Below are 18396 nucleotides of genomic sequence, written 5' to 3'. Positions count from 1 at the left end.
CCCGCCTTCCGGTGAGAGGCGAGAGCGATCGGAACGGGAAAGGGGAAATCCGTGGTTCGGTCAGTTACCGTTCGCGGCGATGAGATCGGCCACGGTCATCGGCGCAAGGCCTACGCTGTGGGTGGCTGGCGCAGCGATACGATGAGACACCGACGGAGGCCTCACATAGCGTGGTTCCTCGGCGATGCGGATCAAACGCGGTTCGGACTGCACCGTCCGCGATGCCGGATTGCGAAACGGCGGATCGCCGATTCGGCGGGCATTCTTGCGCTTTTCGTAGAACACGTTGCCGCCCGCTTCGACCAGATAATGCATGTTGGTGTAGGGGAAGGTCATCCCGGCCGTGTGGAAGAACATCGCCTTGCTGACGCTTGGGTGACGTTCGCCCCTGAGAACCCGCGTGGCCATCTTGGCGGCGAGGTCGCGGCCCTTGTTCATTGGCTTCGAAAGTACGCCTGGGGCGAACTGGTTCTTCTGGCCAACGACCCCACAGACCGATTTCGGATAGAGGCCGCTCTGGAGCCGGTTCATCACCACCGTGCCGACAGCCAGCATCCCGTCGGGGCTCGAGCGATTCGATTCGAAATACATCACCCGTGTCATGCATTCGTGCGCGGTCATCGGGCGCAGGCGCGGTCCGCTGGCGCAGGCTCCGAAAACAGTGAGCACCGCAAGAAGCATCGCGTTGCGGCGGAGAATCGTCGGTTTCGGCACAGCCATCGCAGGGTCTCGAGCGTCGGAACGTCTGTCACGTTCAAATGCGATCAGCCTGCGGAATAAGACTTAACGGGTGGTGCGCTCCCGCTCGACGAGCGCCGAAAAGGTCGAACACCGTTAAGGATCGACTAAAATTTTCAGGGAAACGGCCAGCCGGCCAAGCAGCGCCCGCGCGGCGCCGCGTAAACGCCAGCTTTCGCGCGTGGGCTCAGACGGCAGAATCCGCGCGGGCGTAAACGTCCTCGATGCGCACGATGTCGTCTTCGCCGGTGTAGCTGCCGACCTGAACCTCGATCAGCTTGAGGTCGATCTTGCCCGGATTGTGCAGACGGTGGACGCAGCCGATCGGCAGATAGGCCGCTTCGTTCTCGTGGAACAGCGAGACCGTGCCGTCGATCGTCACCTCGGCCGTGCCATGGACCACGACCCAATGTTCGGCGCGATGGTGGTGGCGCTGCAGGCTCAACAGCCCGCCGGGCTTGACGCAGATATGCTTGACCTGAAAGCGCTCGCCGATATCGATGCGCTGATACCAGCCCCATGGCCGGTAGATTCTCAGATGCTCGCTCGCCTCGCGCCGCCCGTCGCGCTTCATATCGGCGACCAGATCCTTGACGCGGCCGGCCTCGCTCTTGGCGGCGACCAAGACCGCGTCCTGCGTCGCCACGACGATCACGCCGTCGAGGCCGACCGCGGCCGTCAGCATGTCCTCGCTGCGGATAAAGCTGTTCGTCGTGTCGAGCACGGCGACAGGGCCTTCGAGACGATTGCCGTTGTCGTCCTTGGCCTTGAGATCGTGGATCGCGTCCCAGGCGCCGATGTCCGACCAGTCGAACGATGCCGCGAGCACCCCCGCCCGCTCGGTCTTCTCCATCAACGCATGATCGATCGAAATTCTCGGTGCGTTGGCAAATTCATTCGCATCGAGGCGAAGGAAATCGAGATCGCGTACCGCCCTTGCGACGGCTTTGCGCGCGGCGCTCAGAACCTCGGGGCAATGACGCTCCATCTCCTCCAGGATCGTGCCGATGGAAAAGATGAAATTGCCGCTGTTCCACAGATAGCCTTCGGCAACGTAGCGCTCCGCCACTTCGCGCACCGGCTTTTCCACGAATCTTGCAAGACCGTGCGCCCGCTCGCCGAGAATGTCGTCCGACCGCTCGATGTAGCCATAGGCGGTGGACGGGCAATCGGGCTCGATGCCGATGGTCATGATCGGCCCGCCGGCGGCGACCGTTGCGGCCAGCAGGCAGTCGTTTACGAAAGCGTCGGCGTTCTCGATGGCGTGATCGGCGGCGACGACAATGCAGATGCTGTCAGGTGCGCGATCGGCCGCGAGCACCGCTCCGACGGCCACGGCCGCGGCGGAATCGCGGCGTTCCGGCTCCAGGACGATATCCCCCGTTATTCCAAGGGTCGCCATCTGCTCGGCCACGATGAACCGGAATTCGTGGTTGGTGACGACGATCGGTTCGCCGAATGCCTCGTCCTTGAAGCGCAGAAGCGTGGCCTGGAAGGTCGACATTCCTTCATCGAGCAGTGCGATGAACTGCTTCGGCATGGAATCGCGCGATACCGGCCAGAGGCGTGTGCCCGCCCCGCCGGCCATGATGATCGGAACCAGAGGATGATCCTGCACGCCGCCAACGCCTCCCAAAGCTCGTCCCATCGCCTATCGGCCTTGCGTAGCCGATCGATCTGTCAGTGTCCATTTGCGCGGCACCACAAGCCCGATCGCCGGCCAGCTCTGCGGCTTCATGAGGACGAACTCGCTTGCGCGCCAACTTCTGCCGGTTGAAACCACGACAATCTGGCGCACGTTACGAGCTGACTGTCTAAGAGTCCGTTTCGAAACTCACTGCGGCGGGTTCAAAGGCCCCTCGGATGGTCGCTCCGCAATGACATGATACCCGATTTCCGCGGGTTTGGGCGTCCCGGGTGAACCATGGAGGCTGGTCTTGGCAGGGTTTCGAAACGGCCTCTAAGAAAAATGAAACCGATGGGCGATAATGTCGGTATCAACCCTTCGCTATCAGGGACAACCGCGTGAGTACGAATTGTTCCAAGCAGACCGGGAGGACGAAGCCATGACACCTTCAAGTCCCGTCTTCCTGCTCATGGGGGTATCCGGGGCAGGGAAAAGCACGGTCGGACAAGCGCTCGCCCATCGTCTCAATGGCATCTTTCTCGATGCCAATGACTTTCATCTCGCCAAGCATATCAACGGCATGTCCTGCGGTATCCCGATCAACGATTTCATCCGAAAGGGCTGGCTGCGGCGGGTGTGCGGCGCTGTGGAGCGAACCCGCCTGGAGCAGCAACGGCCGGTCTTCCTGGCCTGTTCGGCGCTCAGAAAGAGCAATCGGGACTTCCTGCGTCGGGAGATCGATGCGCTATGCGTCATTCACCTGGCCGGCGCGCGCGGCCTGATCCATGACCGCATGCTGGCGCGCCGCGACCATTTCGCGCCCGCCGCATTGCTCGATAGTCAACTCCTCGATCTGGAAACACCGATCCCGCTCGAGGAGGACGCTCATGTGATCGACGTTTCTCCGAGCCTGGATGACGTCGTTGCCGAGGTCCTCACGCTTGTGGAGACTGTTATGCAACGAACAGGTCGGAATCCGGGCGCCGCCCCGGCCTGAGTGCGCGACCCCGCCTTCTCGCCCCCGCCGGATGACGCGCGGGTCCTGTTCCGGCAATCAGGGTCGCGCTCCCGCCTCTACATCGTCGCGCCGATTTGCCAGGGCACGAACTCGTAATCGCCGAGCCCTTGCGCCTCGGATTTCGACATCTCGCCGGAGGCGACCCGCAGCAGCATGGCGTAGATCTCGCGACCGAGTTCCTCGATCGAGCGGCCTTCCGAGACGATCCGGCCAGCATCGACGTCCATGTCCTCGGTCATCCGCCGGTACATCTCGGTGTTGGTCGCGATCTTGATCGAGGGTGACGGCTTGAAGCCTGCCGCCGAGCCGCGGCCCGTCGTGAAGGCGACGAGGTTGCAGCCCGATGCGATCTGTCCGGTGACCGAGGCGGGATCGTAACCGGGCGAGTCCATGAACACGAAACCGCGCTCGCGGATCGGCTCGCCGTATTTGTAGACGCCCATCAGCGGCGTGGTCCCGCCCTTGGCGGCGGCGCCGAGCGACTTTTCCAGGATCGTGGTCAGGCCGCCCTTCTTGTTGCCGGGGCTGGGATTGTTGTCCATCGAGCCCTTGTTGCGATCGGTATAGTCCTCCCACCACTCGATCAGCTTGACGAGTTTCTCACCGGTCTTCACGTCCTTCGCCCGGCGCGTCAAAAGGTGCTCGGCCCCGTAGATCTCCGGGGTTTCGGCGAGAACGCCGGTTCCGCCCTGCGCGACGAGGAGATCGCACGCATAGCCGAGCGCCGGGTTCGCCGTGATCCCCGACCAGGCGTCCGAACCGCCGCATTGCAACGCGACGGTCAACTCGGAGGCCGGGCACGGCTCGCGGCGAGCCTGATCGGCGATTGGTAGCATCGCCCGAACCTTCTCGACGCCCATTTCGATGGTGCGCCGTAGGCCGGCGACATCCTGGATGTTCATCGCCTGAAACATCGGTCCCTTTTCGATACCGTAGGCCTCAAGCAGCCAGTCGATCTGGTTGACCTCGCAGCCGAGTCCCACCATCAGGACGCCGGCCACATTGGGATGGCGGGCATAGCCCCACATCACCCGCTGCAGCGCGTCGAAACCTTCGCCATCGCCGCCCATGCCACAACCGGTGCCGTGTACGAACGCCGTGACCCCGTCGACATTCGGATAGGCGGCGAGTTCCTCCGGCCCGAACGCTTCGGCGATCTTGCGGGCCGCCGTCGCCGAGCAATTGACCGACGTCAGAATCGCGATGGTGTTGCGCGTGCCGACCCGCCCGTCGGCGCGGCGATAGCCCATGAAGCTGTCGCGTTTGTCCGACGCAACCGGGGCAACGGGGCGCAGATCGGTCGAAAATTCGTAGTCATGCGCAGTGCCGCGGAATTCGACATTCTGGGTGTGGACGTGAGCGCCCGCCGCGATCGGCTCGCCGGCGTAGCCGATCACCTGCGCATACTTTATGATCGGCTCGCCCTTGGGGATCGCCCGCGTGGCGATCTTGTGGCCGCGCGGGATCATCGTCAGCGTCCGGACGTCTTCCACCTCCGCGCCGGCTTCGAGCGCCCGCAGCGCCGTCACCACATTGTCGGAGGAGTCGAGGCGAACCGTATTGGTCGACATTGTCTGGTTGTCCCTGGAACCGAGGCCGCCGAAACACATGAGCATGACGGCGCCGTCGCGGTGGAAATTCGTCGATGGCGGCAAAGCGCGCGGCGCATTCATCCTAACGCAAAGAATGTTGCTCCGGCCATTGCACTAGAAGGCGCAGTGAATATGATGCCGCCGGGAGTCAGCGTATACATTAGGGAGGAATAATATGAAATATCTAAAGCAGTGCCTGGCCATGTCGGCGGCAATGGGCGTCGCTCTATCCGCGCAGGCGGCAGCGGCCGAGACCGTCCTCAAATTCGCGCATGTCTATGAAGAGAGCGAGCCTTATCACACTTGCGCCGTGGCCGCGTCGGACAAGCTGAAGGCCGCGACCGAAGACCGGTATTCGATCGAAGTGTTCCCGGCCTCCTCGCTCGGCAAGGAAGTCGACATCAACGAAGGCCTTGGGCTCGGAACGGTGGACATCATCTACACGGGCCAGCTCTTTGCCGGACGCGCCTACGGGCCGATCGCCATCGGCGGCGCACCGTTCATGTTCCGCGATTACGATCACTGGGACAAATACCGCAATTCCGACCTGTTCAAGGAACTCGCCGAGGGCTATCGAGAGGCGAGCGGCAATCATGTCGTCGCGACGACCTATTACGGCCAGCGGCACGTCACGTCGAACAAGCCGATCCTGAAGCCGGAAGACATGGCCGGCATGAAGATCCGCGTGCCGAACGCCCCGCTCTACATGATGTTTCCCAAGGCCGTCGGCGCCAACCCGACGCCGATCGCCTTCGCCGAGGTCTATCTCGCTCTGCAGCAGGGCACGGTCGACGGGCAGGAAAATCCGCTGCCGACCATCCAAGCGAAGAAGTTCTACGAGGTCCAGTCGAACATCAACCTGACCGGACACATCAACGACGCGCTGTTGACCATCGTCGGTGGCCCGACCTGGGACCAAATGGACGAGGCCGACCAGACCGCCCTCACCCAGGTTCTGACGGAAACCGCCGACTGCGCCACCGCGCAGGTGCGCGAGAAGGAAGCCGAGCTCGCGGCATGGTTCGAGGAGCAGGGTGTGACGGTCAACAAGGTCGACATCACGCCGTTCCGCGAAGCCACGATGAAGCTTCACAATGGCGAGGACGCCACCTGGGACCAGGAGACCTACGACAAGCTCCAGGCGATCAAGTAAGCCCTGACACTCAGGCAGCTATGTCGGGCGGCCTTTGTGCGATTCCCGGAGACCGTCATGGCATCCATGCCCACAGACAATGATCCGAGCCCGGCAATCCGGGCCGAAGCGCCGAGCCCGCTCACCGATCAGCCGATCGACCTGTCGGACATTCGCTGGAGCGACGGGCTGATCCTGTTCGTCTTCTGGCTGCTGGCCTTCGTCGTTTTTCTGCAGTTCTTCACGCGCTACGTGCTCAACGACTCCCTCGGCTGGACCGAAGAGATCGCCCGGTTCCTGCTGATCGCCGTGACCTTCATCGGCTCGGTCATGGCCGCGCGCAAGCAGAGCCATATCGCCGTCGAACTGATCTACCGCTATCTGGCGCGGCCCGTTCGCTTCGCGCTGCAGATCTTCGTCGATTGCGTCAGTCTTGCCTTCTATGTGGCGATGGGCTGGTTCTGCACGCAGCTCGCCCAGAAAACCCAGCAGATGATGGTGTCGATCGACGTGCCGAAATCGCTGGTCTACTGGGGCGTCGCCATCTGCTTCGGCTTCATGGCGATCTACGCCCTTGTGGCGCTGGTGGGGCATCTCAAGACCGGAACCAGCCGGCTGATCGATCCGGAGCGTTTTGCTCCAACGACCGCGGGCCTTTGACGCCGGTGCCGAACGCACCTTCTCTCCTCATCCTCTCCGCGACCGCAGCCGGCACCTGCCGGCGATTTGGGGTCGCGCATCCTGGAACCGGTCCGTCCCGATGCTGCTGATCTCTCTTTTCGTTCTCGTGCTCGTCCTGATCATGGTGGGCGTGCCCGTGGCGATCGCGCTCGCAGGCTCCTCGGCGATGTTCATCCTGATCGAGGGACGCGTGCCCGACGTGGTGGTCATCCACCGCATGATCAACGGCGTCGATTCCTTTCCGCTGCTCGCCATCCCCTTCTTCATCCTGGCCGGCAATCTGATGAATACCTCCGGCATCACCGAGCGGATCTTCGACTTCGCCAAGGCCATCTTCGGCTGGATGCGCGGCGGCCTCGGCCACGTCAATGTCGGCGCCTCGGTGATCTTCGCAGGCATGTCCGGCGCGGCAGTCGCTGACGCCGGCGGCCTCGGCGCCATCGAGATCAAGGCAATGCGCGACGCTAATTACGATCCCGGCTTTGCCGTCGGCATTACCGCCGCCTCCTCGACGATCGGGCCGATCATCCCGCCGTCGCTGCCGATGGTCATTTATGGCGTCGTCGCCGGCGCCTCGATCGGCCAGCTCTTCGCCGCCGGTTTCGTGCCCGGTCTGCTGATGGCCGTGTCGCTGATGGTGATGATCGCGCTCTATGCCCGCTGGCGGAAATATCCGATCGACCAGGCCTTCAGCTTCACAGTCCTCTGGTCCACCTTCAAGCGCGCCTTCCTGTCGCTGCTGACCCCCCTGATCATCGTTGGCGGCATCCTGTCGGGCGCCTTCACGCCGACCGAGGCGGCGATCGCCGCCTGTGCCTGGGCGATGATCCTCGGCCTGTTTGTCTACCGTACGCTGACGCTGAAACGCTTCCTGCGGGTCTCCTTCGACACGATCGAGACGACATCGGTGGTGCTGTTCATCGTCGCCGCCGCGTCGATCTTCGCCTGGATCCTGACCTCGAACCGGGCGCCGGAACAATTCGCCGCGCTGATCCTGACGATCTCCGACAATCCGTGGATCGTGCTGCTGCTGATCAACCTGATTCTGCTTGTCGTCGGCTGCTTCCTGGAAACGGTGGCGGCGATCACCATCCTGACGCCGGTGCTCTTGCCGATCGCCATCAAGATGGGCATCGACCCGGTGCATTTCGGCGTGATCATGGTGCTCAATCTGATGATCGGGCTTTTGACCCCGCCGATCGGCATGGTTCTCTATGTGCTGTCACGGGTTTCCGGCGTTCCGTTCGAACGTTGCGTGACCGCGACCGCACCCTTCCTCATACCGCTGTTCGCCGTCCTGCTTCTGATCACTTTCGTGCCGGCGCTGACCATGTGGCTGCCGACGTTGATCTATCGCTGACGACGTGAAGCGCCGGCCGTTGGCATCGCCAGACGGCGCGGACGGTATCGATGAAGGCCTGGGCGATGTCGCTGGTGCGCCGGTTCTTCGGTGAGAGCAGTTCGAAGGCGCAAACATAACCGATCTCGGCCGGGCGGACGGGACGCAGTTCGCCGGCCTCGACCTCCTGGCGGACATAGTGATCCGGCAACAGGCCGATGAAGCGGCCGGAGCGGATCAGGATCAGCTGCGGCTCGATCTGATACACTGTCGCCTCGACTCGCCAGTCGATCTGCCGCAATGAGTCCTCGTCACGCCAATAGCCCCGATGCACGAACGGCAGAGCGGCGAGCCGCGCGTCAGTCAGTTCGGCATCCGGCGTGCCGAAATCGGGATGGCTTCGGCCGCAATAGAGGCTGTGCCGCTCCTCGTAGAGGCGATCGTACTCGATCCCCTCGAGGCGGCTGCGATAACTACCGATGGCGCAATGGTAGAGTCCGTCGGCCACCTTCTGCTGCATGTCCTGCGGCCGCTCCTGGGCCAGAACGAGTTTCACCTGCGGCGCCACGCGGCCGAATTCGGCGACCACGTCGGCGAGGCGGTTGGCCGGGTCGCTGGCGATGGCGTCGAGGATGCCGATGCGCAGTTCGCCCTTCAACTCGCCCCGCACCGAGGCGACGTCGGCGGTGAAATCCTGCAGGGCCTTTTCGAGCTGTCGCGCCGACTCATATGCGGCGCGCCCCTTTTCCGTCAGCCGAAAGCCGCCACGACCGCGTTGGCAGAGCGTGAAGCCGAGCCGCTGCTCGAGCGCCGTCATGTGGTTGCTGATGGTCGACTGGCTGATGTTCAGCTCGGTCTCTGCCGCCGCGAAACCGCCATTGCGGACGACCGCGTCGAAGACCTTGAGCAATCGCAGGTCACTCCCAGAAACACGCATACCCACCCGTCTCACATTGATTTTTGCCAATGTCAGGATTGATAGTGCGTTATGTCATGGCACGTCCAGCCCCCTTCAAATGTCCGGGGAAAAGGCGAAGGGCCATAGTGAGCAAACTATGGGCAACCGGGGGAGGATCCGACGCTGGCTGAGCATGAAGACGGTTTCGCGTCGCCACGATCGAATCCGCTGCTTGCCGCCGTCACCGCGCCACCGATCGCGCGGGCCGGCCGTTGGATCGAATCCTACGACGGCGCCCATGGCGCGATGATCGATTGCAGCCAGGCGGTTCCCGATCACGCGCCACCGGCCGAATTCGCCGACCGCCTCGCCGTCGCGGCCGCTTCCCCAACGGCGGCACGCTACGGCGACATTCTCGGCGACCAAGCATTGCGAGCGGCCTATGCCGTACATATCTCGCGCCTTTACGACAGCGAGATCGCCGCATCCCGCATTGCCATCACCGCCGGCTGCAACCAGGCCTTCTTCGCGGCGATGCTGGGCGTCGCCCAGGCCGGCGATGCCGTGATCCTGCCGGCGCCCTGGTACTTCAATCACAAGATGACCCTGGAGATGCTCGGCATCGAGGCGCGTGCGCTGCCGTTGCAAGCGGAAACCGGCTTTTTGCCATGCCCCAACGAGGTTGAGGCGCTGATCGACAACCGCTGCCGCGCCCTCGTTCTCGTCTCCCCCAACAATCCGGCCGGCGCGATCTATCCGCCCGAGCTGTTGACCGAACTCGTGGACGTCTGCGTCCGCCGTGGACTCACGCTGGTGCTCGACGAGACCTATCGCGATTTCCTGGCGCCCGAGACCGGCGCGCCGCATCGCCTGTTCGGCAGCGCCGCCGTGCGCGAGCATCTTGTCAGCCTCTATTCCTTCTCCAAATCCTACGCGATTCCCGGTCACCGGGTCGGTGCGATGATCGCCGGACCCGGCTTCATCGACCAGATGGAAAAGGTCATCGACTGCGTGCAGATCTGCGCGCCGCGGCCGGCGCAAGCGGCCCTCCCCTGGGCAATCCCCGCGCTCGCCGACTGGCGGGACGACAACCGCGACGAGATCGCGAAACGCGCTGATGTTTTCCGGGCCGAGATCGGCCGACTTAATGGCTGGGCGCTCGCACAGATCGGCGCCTATTTCGCCTATGTCCGGCATCCCTATCGCGGCCTGTCGGCGGAGTCGGTCGCCGAGGCGTTGATGCGCGAACTCGGCGTGCTGGTGCTGCCGGGCAGCTTCTTCGGCCACGGTCAGGAAGACCATCTGCGGATCGCCTTCGCCAATGTCCCGGTCAGCCAGATCCGCGAACTGGCACGCCGGTTGGCGCTCGGTCTTGCCGGCGGCTTTCGGGCGGACGACCAACCCCATGCGACGAGGACAGCCCATGGATAGCAATAAACTCGACGCGCTGCGCCAGCGCTTTGCCGGCGATAACGAGCGGACGATCCACGACGCCGGCTTCGCGGCCGTGGCGGCCAAGCTGTTCGATCCGAAAGGCACGCGCGTCGCACCCTATGCCGGCCTGCCGACGCTGCTCGACATGCCGTTCCGCGCCGTCAACTGGTCGGCACCGGATCTTTCCGGCCTCGACGTCGCGTTGATCGGCGTGCCGATGGATCTCGGCGTCACCAACCGCAACGGCAGCCGCTTCGGCCCACGGGCGATGCGCGCGATGGAGCGGGTCGGCCCCTACAATCATGTGCTGAAGACGATGCCGGGCGCCGACCTCACTGTGGCGGATATCGGCGACGTGCCGTTCCGCAGCCGTTTCGATCTCGCGACATCGCACGCGGATATCGAGCGAACCATCGCCGCGATCGTCGCCGCCGGCGCCATCCCGCTCTCCGTCGGCGGCGACCATTCGATCACCCTACCGATCCTGCGCGCCATCGGCGGCGACCGGCCGGTCGGCATGATCCATATCGACGCCCATTGCGACACGTCGGGGCCGTTCGACGGCTGCAAGTTCCACCATGGCGGCCCGTTCCGGCAGGCCGTCCTTGAGGGCGTGCTCGACCCCGAACGCACCATCCAGATCGGCATCAGGGGTTCGTCGGAATATCTGTGGGAGTTCTCTTTCGAGTCCGGCATGACCGTCATTCACGCCGAGGAAATTCCGGCGATGGGCATCGACGCTGTGATCGCCAAGGCCCGCGCGGTCGCCGGCGACGGGCCGGTCTATGTCTCCTTCGACATCGACAGTCTCGACCCGGCCTTTGCGCCGGGAACTGGAACGCCGGAAATCGGCGGACTGACCACGCGCGAGGCGCAAGCGATCCTGCGCGGGCTCGCCGGGGTCGATATGGTCGGCGGCGACGTCGTCGAGGTCGCGCCGCAATATGACGCGACGACCAACACCGCCCATGCCGGGGCGCAGATGCTGTTCGAGCTTCTGAGCCTCGTTCCCTTTACGGCCGGCCGCCGCTGACCGGCCGCAGTTTCATTACGACTGGCAGAACCAACCAAGGAGACAGAACATGACGACGCGATCCCCGTTCCTCATCAACCGTCGCACGCTCCTCGCTGGAGCGACGATGGCCGGCGCGAGTCTGGCCATGCCCTCAATCCTTCGGGCGCAAGAAAAATCATTGAAGATCGGCGTTTACGGCGGTTACTTCAAAGATTCTTTCGACAAGAACATTTTCCCTGCCTTCACCGAGAAGACCGGCATCGCGGTGGAAAGCATCGCCGAGCCGACCGGTGAAGCCTGGCTCGTCCAGCTCGAACAAGCCGCCCGCGCCGGCGCAGCCCCCGCCGACGTCTCGATGATGTCGCAGGTGTCGATGCGCAAGGGACTGTCGACCGAACTCTGGGCGCCGCTCGATACGAGCAAGATCGCCAACGCCGGCGACGTTCTGCGGCCTTTCATCGTCGAATATCCGGACGGGCGGGTCGCCGGCATCGGCGCGGTGGCCTGGTACATCACGCTCGTCACCAACACCGAGTCCTATCCGGATGCGCCGGAAAGCTGGGAGGCGTTCTGGGATCCGGCCAACAAGGAAAAGCTCGGCCTGCTCGCGCTGGTCTCCAACTCCTTCCTGCTGGAAGTGACGGCGAAGACCTTCTTCGGTGGCACCGACACCCTCGACACCGAGGAAGGCATCCTGAAGGTCATGGACAAGCTCGCCGAACTGAAGCCGAACGTCCAGCTCTGGTACCGCGACGAGGCGCAGTTCGAGCAGGCGCTGAAATCGGGTGAAATCCCGATGGGCCAGTATTATCATGACGTTACGGGACTTGCCGCCGCCGACGGTTTCCCGGTCCGCTCCACCTTCCCGAAAGAGGGCGGCATCTCCGATTCCGGCTGCTGGGCGGTGACCAAGGCGTCCGAGAAACTCAATCTCGCCCATGAGTTCATCGACTACATGACGCAGCCGGAGATCCAAGCGCTGCTTGCCCGCAAGGTCGGCACAGCCCCGGTGATCAAGCGGGAACTGCTGGACCTCACGGATGAGGAGTTCGCCGCCGTTTCCTCCGAGATCGACCCGATCGTGCCGCGCTACGATCTCTATGTCGACAAGGCCGACTGGCTGAACCAGAAATGGACCGAGCTGATCGTCGGCTGAGCCCCTCGCCCTCGCGAAATCGGCCGGTCGTCCTGGCGACGACCGGCCTCAATCACCGGACACCAGCGATGAGCGGCCTCGAACTCGTCAATGTCACCAAGCGCTATGGCTCCATCGTCGCCGTCGACGACGCCATGCTGAACGTGCCGGCCGGCAGCTTCGTCTGCCTGCTCGGCCCGTCCGGCTGCGGCAAGACCACGCTGATGCGGATCGTCGCCGGACTGGAAACGCCGAGTGCCGGTGACGTGCGCTTCGACGGGGAGGCGATCGGCGACCGCCCGGTGCACAAGCGCGATTTCGGCATGGTGTTCCAGTCGCTGGCGCTGTTTCCGCATCTGACCGTCGGCGAGAACATCGCCTACCCGCTCAAGATCCGCCACCGGAGCAAGACGGAACGCGAGGCGCGCGTCGCCGAACTGCTCGACATGGTTCGGCTTCCCGGTGTCGCCGATCGAGCGGTCTCGCAACTCTCCGGCGGCCAGCGCCAGCGCGTCGCGATCGCCCGAGCGCTCGCCGTTTCGCCAAAACTGTTCCTGCTCGACGAGCCCTTGTCGGCGCTCGACGCCAAGCTGCGCGAGGCGATGCAGGTGGAACTGCGCCAGCTGCAGCAGCGCCTCGGCGTCACCACTATCGTCGTCACCCACGACCAGCGCGAGGCGATGACAATGGCCGACAAGATCGTCGTCATGAAGGGGGGCCGCATCCTGCAGATGGACCGGCCGATCGACATCTATCGCCGGCCGGTCGACCCCTTCGTCGCCGATTTCCTCGGCCAGACCAATCTTCTGACCGCCTCTGTCGAGGCCGGGACGGTGCATGTCGCCGGCGCGCCGATCCCCGGCCTCGCGCTGCCGGCCGGCCGGCGCACGGCGGAAATCTCCGTACGACCCGAAGACGTTTCGGTTCGGCCCGAGGGCGCGGCGCCGATCGCGGCGAGCGTCGAATTCATCCGCGACATGGGCTCGGCGGTCGAGGTTTATCTCACCACCGCCGCCGGCCGGATCATCGCCCAAAGGCCCGCCGGCAGCGGCGGGCTTGCCGTCGGCGACAAGGTCTCGCTTGGTCTCGATCCCCAATCCATCGTCGTCTTTCCAGAAGGCGGGCGCCCGTGAGCGCGGCGGCGATTGCCGGCAGACGCACGCGCGATCAGCTGCCGCTGGTCTTTCCGGCGCTGATGCTGTTCGCCTTCTTTGTCGTGCCCTTCGGGCTGATGATCGCGGTGTCGTTTTTCGAGCGTGTCCAGGGCGGCTTCTACGTGCCGGTCTTCACGACCGCGAATTACGCCCGCTTCCTCAGCCTGTTCTTCGGCGAAATCCTGCTGTTTTCGCTCGGCCTGTCGGCGCTGGTCTCGGCGATCTGCCTGACCGTCGGCGCCCCCTTCACCTATCTTCTCACCAAGCTGTCCCGCCGCCGGCAGGTGCCCTGGCTGGTGGCGATGCTCGCCGTCCTGTCGCTGTCGGAGGTGATCATCGGCTTCGCCTGGTCGACGCTGCTCAGCCGCACGGCCGGAATATCGAACCTTTTCGCGGCGGTCGGGCTGATGGATGGACCGGACGCCTGGAGCCCGAGTTTCGGCGCGGTCCTCGCCGGCATGGTCTATCAGGCCCTGCCCTATGCGGTGCTCGTGCTCTACCCGTCCTTCTCCCGGCTCGATCCCTCGCTGGCCGAAGCCGCGCGCACCCTCGGCGCCTCGCCGATCCGTTCGTTTCTGACCGTCATCCTGCCGGCGATGCGCACGACGTTGATCGCCACCTTCATCATCGTCTTCGTCTTCGCCCTCGGCGCCTATCTCCTGCCGCAACTGCTCGGCCGGCCGCAACACTGGACGCTGTCGGTGCTGATCACCGACCAGGCGATCTACCAGTCCAACATGCCCTTCGCCGCGGCGATGGCGGTGTTTCTCGTGATCGCCAGCTTGCTGCTCGTGCTGTTGACGACCGTGCTCGGTCATAAAGGGAAACCGGCATGAGCGAGCGGCTTTTTACCCGGTTGTTCCTCTTCCTCGTCGCGCTGTTCCTCGCTGGTCCCCTGGTCGTCATCGCCGGTGTGTCGGTCAACGAAAAGCGCAGCCTGACCTTCCCGCCCGAGGGCTTTTCGTTTCACTGGTATGCTCAGATCTTTACCGATGCCGGCTGGCGCGGCGCACTGACGACCTCGGTACTGATCGCGTTCGGCGCGGCGACGCTCTCCGTCCTGATCGCGCTACCGATCGCCTATGTTCTGTGGAAGCGCGTCAGCATGGCCGGGCGGCTGATCCAGACCCTCGGCATCTCGCCCTTCGTGCTGCCGCCGGTGATCACCGCACTCGGCGCGTTGAGCTTCTGGGCGACGGTCGGCTCCTACGGCGCCTGGTACAGCGTCGTCATCTCCCACGCGATCTTCTTCACCAGCCTGCCGCTGGTGACACTGTCGCTGGGCTTTTCGACCATCGACCGGGAGGTGACCGAGGCGGCGCGCACCATGGGCGCCGACGAGCGCATCATCCTGTCGACGATCGTGCTGCCGATGATCGCGCCCTACATCGTTTCCGGCTTTGCCTTCGCCTTCGTCCTGTCGCTGAACGAATATATCGTCGCCTACATGACCGTGGGCTTCACGATGGAGACGGTTCCGATCAAGATCTTCAACGCGTTGCGCTACGGCTACACGCCGACCATGGCCAGCGTCTCGATCCTGTTCGTCGGGGTCGCAGTGGCGGTCTTCGGCCTCGTCGCGCGCTTCGGCGACCTGCCGCGATTGCTCGGCGCCTGGAGCGCGGGCGACGAGACATGAAAATCGCGGCATTCCAGCTCGCGGCGAGCGGCGAGACATCCTCGGCCCGGCTCGCGGCGATCGCGGCCCATGCCGCCGACGCGAAACGCGCGGGCGCGACGCTGGCGGTGTTTCCCGAACTCGTCCTGCCGGGCTACGGCGCCGGCGAGGTGATCAAGGACGCGGCCAGAGAGCGCGGCGACGAACTGCTGACGGCCCTCGCCCGATTGGCCGACCAAAGCGGCATCGCCATCGTTGCCGGCATCGCGCTGGAACGCCAAGGTTCGATCGTCAACGCCGCCGCACTGCTCAGACCCGGTGAGGAACCCGTCGTCTACGCCAAGCGCCAACTCTATGGCACTTATGAAAAGGCGCTGTTTCGCGCTGGCGACATCCCTCCCCCCGTCGTCGAACTCGGCGGGCTGAAGGCCGGCCTGCTGGTCTGTTTCGACGTCGAGTTTCCCGAGCATGTCCGCGATCTCGCCAGGCGCGGCGCCGACATCGTGCTGGTGCCGACGGCGCTGCCGCGGAGCCCGGCGGCGCGCTTCATCGCGCGGAACGTGATCCCGGTTCGCGCTTTCGAGAACCAGGTCTTCGTCGTCTATGCCGATTGGTGCGGCGCGGACGCCCGCTTCGCCTATCAGGGCCTGTCCTCGATCGCGGCGCCGGACGGCAGCCGCCTCGCCGCTGCAAGCGAGAGCGAGCCGGCGATGCTCCTCGCCGACATCGATCCCGGCGCCTTCAGCGCCAGCAAAGAGCAAAATCCTTATCTCGACGAGTTGCGGGCGGATTGAGACAAAGGCCGCGCGCACCTACCAGGCGCAGATCTTCGTCTCCGTCTCGGCATTAGCCCAGCAAGCGGGATCGTCCCGCTCGCGCACATAGGTTCCGGCAAGCGAAATGTTGCGATTGCCCAGATTGACGAAACCGGAGGCGTAGCCGGGGCTGTCGACGAGGAGGATATAGGTGACCCCCGGTCCCTCGATGGTGAAGCTTCCGGCCGCGTCCGTCATCTCAAAATCGCAGTCGAAATAGCCGTCGTCGCTGGCGAAGCATTTCGCCGGCTTGGCCTCGGCACCCGTAGCGAAAACGACGAGGGCGAGCGCCGCAAGGCCGCCCGCCCTTTTCAATGCCTTATTCGACACCATGACCGCCTCCCAGCGAACCGGCCACGTCATGTGGCCGTATCGTGCGAGATTAGCACGGCGCGCGTGCCGCAGGGAGAGGCTTGCAAGCAAATGCGCGCCTCCCGCGACGGCCGAAACAGGCCGCCGCTCCCCTTGCGATCTAGCGCGTCAGGCGCTTGTAGGTTGGGCGTTTGGGATTGACCGATTCCGGGCCGAGGCGGCGGATCTTGTCCTGCTCGTAATCCTCGAAATTGCCCTCGAACCATTCGACGTGGCTGTCCCCCTCGAAGGCGAGGATGTGCGTGGCCAGCCGATCAAGGAACATGCGATCATGGCTGATCACCACGGCACAGCCGGCATATTCCTCCAGCGCGTCCTCGAGCGCGGTCAGCGTCTCGGTGTCGAGATCGTTGGTCGGCTCATCGAGCAGGATGACGTTGGCGCCGGATTTGAGCATCTTGGCGAGATGCACCCGGTTGCGCTGGCCGCCCGAGAGGGTGCCGACCTTCTGCTGCTGGTCGCTGCCCTTGAAGTTGAAGTTACCGACATAGGCCCGCGAGTTCATCTCGTATTTGCCGAGCTTCATGATGTCGACGCCGCCCGACACCTCTTCCCAGACCGTCTTGTTCGGTGCGAGATCGTCGCGGCTCTGGTCGACATAACCGAGGTCCACCGTTTCGCCGACATCGACCTTGCCGCTGTCGGGCTGTTCCTGGCCGGTGATCATCTTGAACAAGGTCGACTTGCCGGCGCCGTTCGGGCCGATGATGCCGACGATGCCGCCGGCCGGCAGCTTGAACGACAGGTCTTCGATCAGCACCCGGTCGCCATAGCTCTTGGTCAGGTTCTCGACCTCGATCACCCGGTTGCCGAGCCGCTCGCCGGTCGGGATGACGATCCTGCCGTCGGCCGGTTTGCGGTTTTCGGCGATCTCGACCAGCTCGTTATAGGCCTTGATGCGCGCCTTCGACTTGGTCTGCCGAGCCTTGGCACCCTGCTGAATCCATTCGCGCTCGCGGGTGAGTGCCCGCATGCGGGCGTCGTCCTCGCGGCCCTCTTGCTTCATGCGCTTGGCCTTCTTCTCCAGGTAGCTGGAGTAGTTGCCCTCGTAAGGCATGCCGCGGCCGCGATCGAGCTCGAGAATCCAGCCGGTGACGTTGTCGAGGAAATAGCGATCATGGGTGACCATCAGCACCGAGCCCTCGTACTCGCGCAGGTGCTTTTCGAGCCAGAGGATGGTCTCGGCGTCGAGATGGTTGGTCGGCTCGTCGAGCAAGAGGATGTCCGGCTTCGACAGGAGCAACTGGCAGAGCGCCACGCGGCGCTTTTCGCCGCCGGACAGCGGCGCGATCAGCGCGTCGGCCGGCGGGCAGCGCAGCGCGTCCATCGCCATCTCGACCTGGGATTCGAGATCCCACAAATTCTGGGCGTCGATCAGATCCTGGAGCTTCGCCCCCTCCTCCGCCGTCTCCTCGGAGTAGTTCATCATCAGTTCGTTGTAGCGATCGAGGATCGCCTGTTTGTCGGAAACGCCCAGCATGACGTTCTCGAAGACGGTCTTGGTTTCGTCGAGATGCGGCTCCTGCGGCAGATAGCCGACCGTGGCGCCTTCGGCCGCCCAGGCCTCGCCGGTGAATTCCGTGTCGTTGCCTGCCATGATCTTCAGCAGCGTCGACTTACCCGAGCCGTTGGGGCCGAGAATGCCGATCTTGGCGTCCGGATAGAAAGACAGATGGATGTTCTCCAGGACCTTCTTGTTGCCGTAGGCCTTGGTAAGTCCGGACATGTGATAGATGAACTGGCGTGCCATGGCGCGCTGCCGCTCCGTGTGAATGATGGGAAAAGAGAAGTTGCGCCGTACCTAAGCCATCAGGCGCGCCGGGGCAAC

17 protein-coding genes are annotated in these 18396 nt (G+C 64.1%); 11 read left to right on the top strand and 6 right to left on the bottom strand.

Annotated features, from left to right (window positions below; translation table 11 throughout):
- Positions 1 to 60: 60 nt before the first annotated feature.
- Positions 61 to 720 (bottom strand): cell wall hydrolase, encoded by a 660-nt coding sequence (locus VQ044_RS25630; protein ID WP_442872894.1) that lies wholly within the window; start codon positions 718 to 720, stop codon positions 61 to 63.
- A gap of 205 nt (positions 721 to 925) precedes the next feature.
- A complete protein-coding gene (locus tag VQ044_RS09115) occupies positions 926 to 2356 on the bottom strand; it encodes a mannose-1-phosphate guanylyltransferase/mannose-6-phosphate isomerase (protein ID WP_327624442.1) in 1431 nt (476 codons plus the stop codon).
- A 448-nt stretch (positions 2357 to 2804) separates the two neighbouring features.
- Between VQ044_RS09115 and VQ044_RS09110 the strand changes: the two genes are divergently transcribed.
- Entirely contained in the window at positions 2805 to 3362 is a 558-nt protein-coding gene (locus tag VQ044_RS09110; protein WP_327646827.1) for a gluconokinase, read from the top strand.
- A 77-nt stretch (positions 3363 to 3439) separates the two neighbouring features.
- Here the strand turns inward: VQ044_RS09110 and VQ044_RS09105 are convergent, their stop codons facing one another.
- Positions 3440 to 4954, bottom strand: coding sequence for a UxaA family hydrolase (locus VQ044_RS09105; RefSeq protein ID WP_327646826.1), 1515 nt, complete (start codon positions 4952 to 4954; stop codon positions 3440 to 3442).
- Between the two features lie 196 nt (positions 4955 to 5150).
- Between VQ044_RS09105 and VQ044_RS09100 the strand changes: the two genes are divergently transcribed.
- From VQ044_RS09100 to VQ044_RS09090, 3 genes are all read left to right on the top strand, one after another.
- The gene (locus VQ044_RS09100; RefSeq protein WP_327624445.1) at positions 5151 to 6128 is read left to right on the top strand and encodes a sialic acid TRAP transporter substrate-binding protein SiaP; all 978 of its coding nucleotides are present in this window, start codon (positions 5151 to 5153) and stop codon (positions 6126 to 6128) included.
- 57 nt (positions 6129 to 6185) lie between these two features.
- A complete protein-coding gene (locus VQ044_RS09095) occupies positions 6186 to 6767 on the top strand; it encodes a TRAP transporter small permease (RefSeq protein ID WP_327624447.1) in 582 nt (193 codons plus the stop codon).
- A 100-nt stretch (positions 6768 to 6867) separates the two neighbouring features.
- Entirely contained in the window at positions 6868 to 8148 is a 1281-nt protein-coding gene (locus VQ044_RS09090) for a TRAP transporter large permease (RefSeq protein ID WP_327624448.1), read from the top strand.
- On the opposite strand, the gene VQ044_RS09085 is transcribed toward VQ044_RS09090, so the two are convergent.
- Entirely contained in the window at positions 8096 to 9037 is a 942-nt protein-coding gene (locus VQ044_RS09085) for a LysR family transcriptional regulator (RefSeq protein ID WP_327646823.1), read from the bottom strand. The two genes, VQ044_RS09090 and VQ044_RS09085, sit on opposite strands and share 53 nt — an antisense overlap.
- A gap of 171 nt (positions 9038 to 9208) precedes the next feature.
- Between VQ044_RS09085 and VQ044_RS09080 the strand changes: the two genes are divergently transcribed.
- The 7 genes from VQ044_RS09080 to VQ044_RS09050 all read left to right on the top strand — a co-directional run bounded on the left by VQ044_RS09080 (position 9209) and on the right by VQ044_RS09050 (position 16175).
- Positions 9209 to 10456, top strand: a complete 1248-nt coding sequence (locus VQ044_RS09080; protein ID WP_327646869.1) for an aminotransferase — start codon at positions 9209 to 9211, stop codon at positions 10454 to 10456.
- The gene (gene speB, locus VQ044_RS09075) at positions 10449 to 11492 is read left to right on the top strand and encodes an agmatinase (RefSeq protein ID WP_327646821.1); all 1044 of its coding nucleotides are present in this window, start codon (positions 10449 to 10451) and stop codon (positions 11490 to 11492) included. The genes VQ044_RS09080 and speB overlap by 8 nt, the downstream gene beginning before the upstream one ends.
- A gap of 49 nt (positions 11493 to 11541) precedes the next feature.
- On the top strand, positions 11542 to 12630 hold the full coding sequence (locus tag VQ044_RS09070) for an ABC transporter substrate-binding protein (protein WP_327646819.1): 1089 nt from the start codon (positions 11542 to 11544) through the stop codon (positions 12628 to 12630).
- A gap of 68 nt (positions 12631 to 12698) precedes the next feature.
- Positions 12699 to 13742 carry an ABC transporter ATP-binding protein gene (locus VQ044_RS09065; protein ID WP_327646817.1) on the top strand — a complete coding sequence of 348 codons (1044 nt, stop codon included), beginning with the start codon at positions 12699 to 12701 and terminating at the stop codon, positions 13740 to 13742.
- 62 nt (positions 13743 to 13804) lie between these two features.
- A complete protein-coding gene (locus VQ044_RS09060; protein ID WP_327646867.1) occupies positions 13805 to 14599 on the top strand; it encodes an ABC transporter permease in 795 nt (264 codons plus the stop codon).
- Positions 14596 to 15402 (top strand): ABC transporter permease, encoded by an 807-nt coding sequence (locus tag VQ044_RS09055; protein WP_327646816.1) that lies wholly within the window; start codon positions 14596 to 14598, stop codon positions 15400 to 15402. The genes VQ044_RS09060 and VQ044_RS09055 overlap by 4 nt, the downstream gene beginning before the upstream one ends.
- Positions 15399 to 16175, top strand: coding sequence for a nitrilase-related carbon-nitrogen hydrolase (locus tag VQ044_RS09050; RefSeq protein ID WP_327646814.1), 777 nt, complete (start codon positions 15399 to 15401; stop codon positions 16173 to 16175). Before VQ044_RS09055 ends, VQ044_RS09050 begins: the two co-directional genes overlap by 4 nt.
- A gap of 18 nt (positions 16176 to 16193) precedes the next feature.
- Here VQ044_RS09050 and VQ044_RS09045 read toward each other — a convergent pair whose 3' ends face one another.
- Both VQ044_RS09045 and ettA read right to left on the bottom strand, forming a co-directional pair.
- Complete coding sequence (locus tag VQ044_RS09045) at positions 16194 to 16529, bottom strand: hypothetical protein (protein ID WP_327646812.1); 336 nt, start codon at positions 16527 to 16529, stop codon at positions 16194 to 16196.
- A gap of 139 nt (positions 16530 to 16668) precedes the next feature.
- Positions 16669 to 18318 carry an energy-dependent translational throttle protein EttA gene (gene ettA / locus VQ044_RS09040; RefSeq protein WP_327624458.1) on the bottom strand — a complete coding sequence of 550 codons (1650 nt, stop codon included), beginning with the start codon at positions 18316 to 18318 and terminating at the stop codon, positions 16669 to 16671.
- Positions 18319 to 18396 lie beyond the last annotated feature (78 nt).

This window comes from Aurantimonas sp. C2-5-R2 (assembly GCF_036549495.1).
In the GTDB taxonomy this organism is placed as follows: Bacteria; Pseudomonadota; Alphaproteobacteria; order Rhizobiales; family Rhizobiaceae; genus Aurantimonas; species Aurantimonas coralicida_A.
This window is presented reverse-complemented; position numbering and strand designations above follow the sequence as displayed.

What these genes read in the sequence shown, in the direction of transcription:
- speB (WP_327646821.1), top strand. Translation starts at nt 10,449, where the DNA reads ATGGATAGCAATAAACTCGACGCGCTGCGCCAGCGCTTTGCCGGCGAT.
- VQ044_RS09090 (WP_327624448.1), top strand. Translation starts at nt 6,868, where the DNA reads ATGCTGCTGATCTCTCTTTTCGTTCTCGTGCTCGTCCTGATCATGGTG.
- ettA (WP_327624458.1), bottom strand. Translation starts at nt 18,318, where the DNA reads ATGGCACGCCAGTTCATCTATCACATGTCCGGACTTACCAAGGCCTAC.
- VQ044_RS09095 (WP_327624447.1), top strand. Translation starts at nt 6,186, where the DNA reads ATGGCATCCATGCCCACAGACAATGATCCGAGCCCGGCAATCCGGGCC.
- VQ044_RS09060 (WP_327646867.1), top strand. Translation starts at nt 13,805, where the DNA reads ATGCTGTTCGCCTTCTTTGTCGTGCCCTTCGGGCTGATGATCGCGGTG.
- VQ044_RS09110 (WP_327646827.1), top strand. Translation starts at nt 2,805, where the DNA reads ATGACACCTTCAAGTCCCGTCTTCCTGCTCATGGGGGTATCCGGGGCA.
- VQ044_RS09105 (WP_327646826.1), bottom strand. Translation starts at nt 4,954, where the DNA reads ATGTCGACCAATACGGTTCGCCTCGACTCCTCCGACAATGTGGTGACG.
- VQ044_RS25630 (WP_442872894.1), bottom strand. Translation starts at nt 720, where the DNA reads ATGGCTGTGCCGAAACCGACGATTCTCCGCCGCAACGCGATGCTTCTT.
- VQ044_RS09055 (WP_327646816.1), top strand. Translation starts at nt 14,596, where the DNA reads ATGAGCGAGCGGCTTTTTACCCGGTTGTTCCTCTTCCTCGTCGCGCTG.
- VQ044_RS09070 (WP_327646819.1), top strand. Translation starts at nt 11,542, where the DNA reads ATGACGACGCGATCCCCGTTCCTCATCAACCGTCGCACGCTCCTCGCT.
- VQ044_RS09050 (WP_327646814.1), top strand. Translation starts at nt 15,399, where the DNA reads ATGAAAATCGCGGCATTCCAGCTCGCGGCGAGCGGCGAGACATCCTCG.
- VQ044_RS09100 (WP_327624445.1), top strand. Translation starts at nt 5,151, where the DNA reads ATGAAATATCTAAAGCAGTGCCTGGCCATGTCGGCGGCAATGGGCGTC.
- VQ044_RS09065 (WP_327646817.1), top strand. Translation starts at nt 12,699, where the DNA reads ATGAGCGGCCTCGAACTCGTCAATGTCACCAAGCGCTATGGCTCCATC.
- VQ044_RS09045 (WP_327646812.1), bottom strand. Translation starts at nt 16,529, where the DNA reads ATGGTGTCGAATAAGGCATTGAAAAGGGCGGGCGGCCTTGCGGCGCTC.